Raw genomic sequence first — 4120 nt, 5'->3', positions numbered from 1 at the left:
CGAGCCGTGCGTCACCCACGTCGGTCACGACGGCGCGGGTCACTTCGTGAAGATGGTGCACAACGGCATCGAGTACGCCGACATGCAGCTGATCGCCGAGGCCTACGACCTGATCCGTCGCGGCACCGGGAAGAGTCCCGCCGAGATCGCCGACGTGTTCGCCGAGTGGAACAAGGGCGAGCTGGAGTCCTACCTCATCGAGATCACCGCCGAGGTGCTCCGGCAGGTCGACGCCACCACCGGCAAGCCGCTGGTGGACGTCATCCTCGATCAGGCCGGCGCCAAAGGCACCGGCGCCTGGACCGTGCAGACCGCGTTGAACCTCGGCGTGCCGGTGTCGGGCATCGCCGAGGCGGTCTTCGCCCGCTCGCTGTCCAGCCACCCCGAGCAGCGAGCCGTCTCGGCCGACCTCCCCGGTCCGACCGAGGCCCTGAACGTTCCCGACCCGGATGCGTTCATCGAAGACGTGCGCCTCGCGCTTTACGCGTCGAAGATCGTGGCGTACTCGCAGGGCTTCGACGAGATCCGCGCCGGCGCGGCCGAGTACGACTGGTCCATCGACCTCGGCGCGATCTCGAAGATCTGGCGCGGGGGCTGCATCATCCGCGCCCAGTTCCTCAACCGCATCGCGGACGCCTACGGGCAGGCCCCCGACCTGCCCGTGCTGCTCACCGCGCCGTACTTCGTCGAAGCGCTCGGCCGTGCCCAGGGTTCCTGGCGCCGGATCGTGTCCACCGCAGCCGGCGCCGGCATCCCGGCTCCTGCGTTCTCCTCGTCGCTGTCGTACTACGACGGCCTGCGCGCCACACGGCTCCCCGCGGCGCTGGTCCAGGGCCAGCGCGACTTCTTCGGCGCACACACCTACCAGCGCGTCGACAAAGAAGGCACCTTCCACACCCTCTGGTCAGGCGACCGCACCGAGATCGAAGCCGAAGACACCCACTAACGACTCGCCCGCGCGAGTCAGCCCGGCCGCACGTTGTGGTTGCGTGAGAAGACGTTGGCGGGATCCCATTCCCGCTTGACCTCGCGCAGGCGCGCCATCGTCGCGGCCGGGTAAAGCTTGTCGGCGAAATCCGCGTCGGTCGACATCGAGAAGTTGCCGTAGATGCCGGCACCGAGCGCCTCGATGGCATCCCAAGCGGTCACGATGACCGGCCGGCTCTCATCGTCCACCAGCCCAGGGATGTCGAAGGCACCGGCCATCGCGAACCACGTCGCATCGCGCGCCGGGAAGGCGGTGCGCTCCTGCGGCACATCTCCGAATGCGCCGCCGAGCGAACGCAGGAACAGGACGGACGCCTCGTTGGCCTCGCGGAACGCGACGAGGCGCTCGATGGCGTCGTCGCTGAGCTCGCGGAGGAGGGTGTTGCCACCCACGAAGCCCGGCATCGGGTTGTCGGGATCGGCCGCGGGCATGTCCTCGAGCACTTCAGGGTACCTCGTGACGGAAATGTCGGTCTCGTGCACATCGTCCAAATCGAGAAGCGGTGCCAGCGCCGACCGGGCGGCCGCCTCGTCGTCCCCGATCCACACGGCGGTGATCGTGGCTCCGGCGGGTGCGCTGGGGTCCATCGCGGGCACGTCCATGAACGTCACCGTCAGCTCGCGCGGCGCGGCCTTCAGGGTGTCGCGCAGGGCGCGGAGGATCGGCCGGGCATCCCCCGTCAGGCCGAGGGTCGCGAACACCACCGCATCGAGGGGATGGGCGCGGAAGTCGAAGCGGGTGACCACGCCGAAGTTGCCGCCGCCACCGCGGAGCGCCCAGAAGAGATCGGGGTGCGTGGCCTCGGTCACCTCGATGACGTCGCCGGCGGCGGTCACCAGCTGCGCGCCGACGAGCTGATCCGCGGCCAGGCCCCAGGATCGCACCATCCATCCGATGCCGCCGCCGAGCGTGAGCCCGCCGACGCCGACCGAGGCCGTATCGCCGGAGCTGACGCCGAGGCCGTGGTCGGCGAGCGCCTCGGCGATGTGCCCCCACGTGGCACCGCCTCCGACCCGGACGAGCGTGCCGTCCACGTCGATGTCGTTCAGCGCCGTGAGGTCGACGGTGAGCCCGCCCGGCACGGTGCCCCACGCACTGTGCCCGCCGCTTCGTACCAGGATCGGCACGCCCTCACCTGCCGCCCACCGCACCGCGCCCGCCACGTCGGCCACCGATGCCGCACGCACGATCGCATCGGGCTCGCCGATGCCGGAGTGGAAGTGGCGCGCAGCGTCCCACCCGTCGTCTCCCGGCGCGACCACGCGCCCGGGCAGCTCAGAAGTCAGTTCATCGATCTGCATCGCACAGACGCTACCGGAGGGCGCCGACACGGTCGAGACCTCCGCCGGGAGCGGCTACAGCCAGCCTTTCCGCTTGAACACCACGTACAGCGTGACGCTCGTTCCGAGCATCGCGAGCACGGCCAGCGGATAGCCGAACGTCCAGTGCAGCTCAGGCATGTAGTCGAAGTTCATGCCGTAGATCGTGCCCACGAGCGTCGGGGCGAACAGGATCGCCGCCCATCCCGACACCTTCTTCACCTGGTCGTTCTGCTGGAGGCCGAACTCGGTCATGCGACGCATCTCCTCGTTGCTCTCCTGCTCGACCAGGATGGCGTGCACGGTCAGAGCGCTGGCGAGTGTCGAGCGGAAGGTGTCGACCTTGTCGACGACCCGGCGCGCGTGGTCGTCGACGTCGCGGAAAGCGGGAGCCTCCGTCTTACCGGTGGACTCCATCACGATCTTCTGCATGCGATCGAACATGTCCACCAGCGGCGACGTGGCGTGCTGGAGGTCCACGACCTCCCGCTGCAGTCCGAAGATCCGTTTCGAGACGTCCGGATCGCCGGAGAACAGCTGGTCCTCGATCTCGTCGATGTCGTTCTCCAGGCCGGCCACGACCGGGGCGTACTGGTCCACGACGTCGTCGCAGATGGCCCATCCGACGGCGTACGGACCCTGGGACAGCACCTCCGGGCGCTGCTCGAGCCGCCTGCGGACGGCACCCAGATCCGGATTCTCGGCGTGACGGACGGTGATCACGAAGTCGGGCCCGAGGAAGAGGTGCACCTCGCCGAACTCGACGGTCTCGGACTCATCCAGATAGCGCGCCGGCTGCAGCACCATGAAGGTGATCTCGCCGTAGCGCTCGAGCTTGGCCCGCTGATGACCCTTCAGGGTGTCCTCGACGGCGAGTTCGTGAAGCCCGAGCAGGTGCGCGATGTCGCGCATCTCGGTTTCGGTAGGCCGGTACAGCCCGATCCAGGCCATTCCGCCCCGCGCCCGGGCATCGGTGATGACGTCGGCCACCGAACCCCCGGCGACCCGCTGTCCCCGGACATACACGGCGGCATCGACGAGCGGCATGAGCCCACAATAGGTCCGCTGCCACCCGCCGACGCGGACCCGGCTAGGGTCGATTCGGTGACGACTCATCGCATCCTGTACATCGGCGGCACCGGAACCATCAGCGCGGCGAGCGTGCGACGATCTCGCGCCCTCGGCCACGACGTCACGGTCCTCAACCGCGGGTCGTCGCGTCGACCGCTCCCCGACGGCGTGCGCGAGCTCGTGGCGGACGTGCGGGATGCGGCGGCGGTGCGCGAGGCGATCGGCACGGCCGAGTTCGACGTCGTGGCGGAATTCCTCGCGTTCACGCCGGGGCACGTGGAGGCCGATCTCGCGCAGTTCGAAGGCCGCTGCGGTCAGTACGTGTTCATCAGCTCGGCGTCCGCCTACCAGAAGCCCCCGACACAATTGCCCATCACCGAGTCCACGCCGCTGCGCAACCCGTTCTGGCAGTACTCCCGCGACAAGATCGCCTGCGAAGACCTGCTCGTCCAGGCCTACCGCGACCGCGGATTCCCGATCACCATCGTGCGTCCGTCGCACACCTACGACGAGCGGATGCTGCCCACGATGGGCGGCTGGACCGATGTGGCGCGCATGCGGGAAGGCAAGCCGGTGGTGATCCACGGCGACGGGACGAGCCTCTGGACTTTGACGCACAGCGACGATTTCGCCGTCGCCTTCACGGGCCTGTTGGGCAATCCCGGAGCGGTCGGCGAGTCCTTCACGATCACCGGCACGCATGCTCCGACCTGGAATCAGATCTACGGCTGGCTGGCGGATG

The 4120-nt window shown here is 68.8% G+C and carries 4 protein-coding genes; 2 read left to right on the top strand and 2 right to left on the bottom strand.

Annotated features, from left to right (window positions below):
* Positions 1-946 (top strand): NADP-dependent phosphogluconate dehydrogenase (gndA, locus tag VFX99_RS13515; RefSeq protein ID WP_329666815.1); only part of this gene is annotated, 946 nt, incomplete at its 5' end.
* A 17-nt stretch (positions 947-963) separates the two neighbouring features.
* On the opposite strand, the gene VFX99_RS13510 is transcribed toward gndA, so the two are convergent.
* Both VFX99_RS13510 and VFX99_RS13505 read right to left on the bottom strand, forming a co-directional pair.
* Positions 964-2289: an FAD-binding oxidoreductase gene (locus tag VFX99_RS13510; RefSeq protein WP_329666814.1), complete on the bottom strand. Its 1326-nt coding sequence runs from the start codon at positions 2287-2289 to the stop codon at positions 964-966.
* A gap of 54 nt (positions 2290-2343) precedes the next feature.
* The gene (locus VFX99_RS13505; protein WP_329666813.1) at positions 2344-3354 is read right to left on the bottom strand and encodes a magnesium and cobalt transport protein CorA; all 1011 of its coding nucleotides are present in this window, start codon (positions 3352-3354) and stop codon (positions 2344-2346) included.
* A 57-nt stretch (positions 3355-3411) separates the two neighbouring features.
* Here VFX99_RS13505 and VFX99_RS13500 point away from each other — a divergent pair.
* Positions 3412-4120 (top strand): NAD-dependent epimerase/dehydratase family protein (locus VFX99_RS13500; RefSeq protein ID WP_329666812.1); only part of this gene is annotated, 709 nt, incomplete at its 3' end.

It is taken from the genome of Microbacterium sp. (assembly GCF_036277215.1).
GTDB lineage: Bacteria > Actinomycetota > Actinomycetes > Actinomycetales > Microbacteriaceae > Microbacterium.
The sequence above is the reverse complement of the archived record's forward strand: the minus strand, read 5'-3'. Positions and strand labels throughout refer to the sequence as shown.

Excerpts from the sequence above, each read along its gene's own strand:
- VFX99_RS13510 (WP_329666814.1), bottom strand. The coding sequence starts at position 2,289 with ATGCAGATCGATGAACTGACTTCTGAGCTGCCCGGGCGCGTGGTCGCG.
- VFX99_RS13505 (WP_329666813.1), bottom strand. The coding sequence starts at position 3,354 with ATGCCGCTCGTCGATGCCGCCGTGTATGTCCGGGGACAGCGGGTCGCC.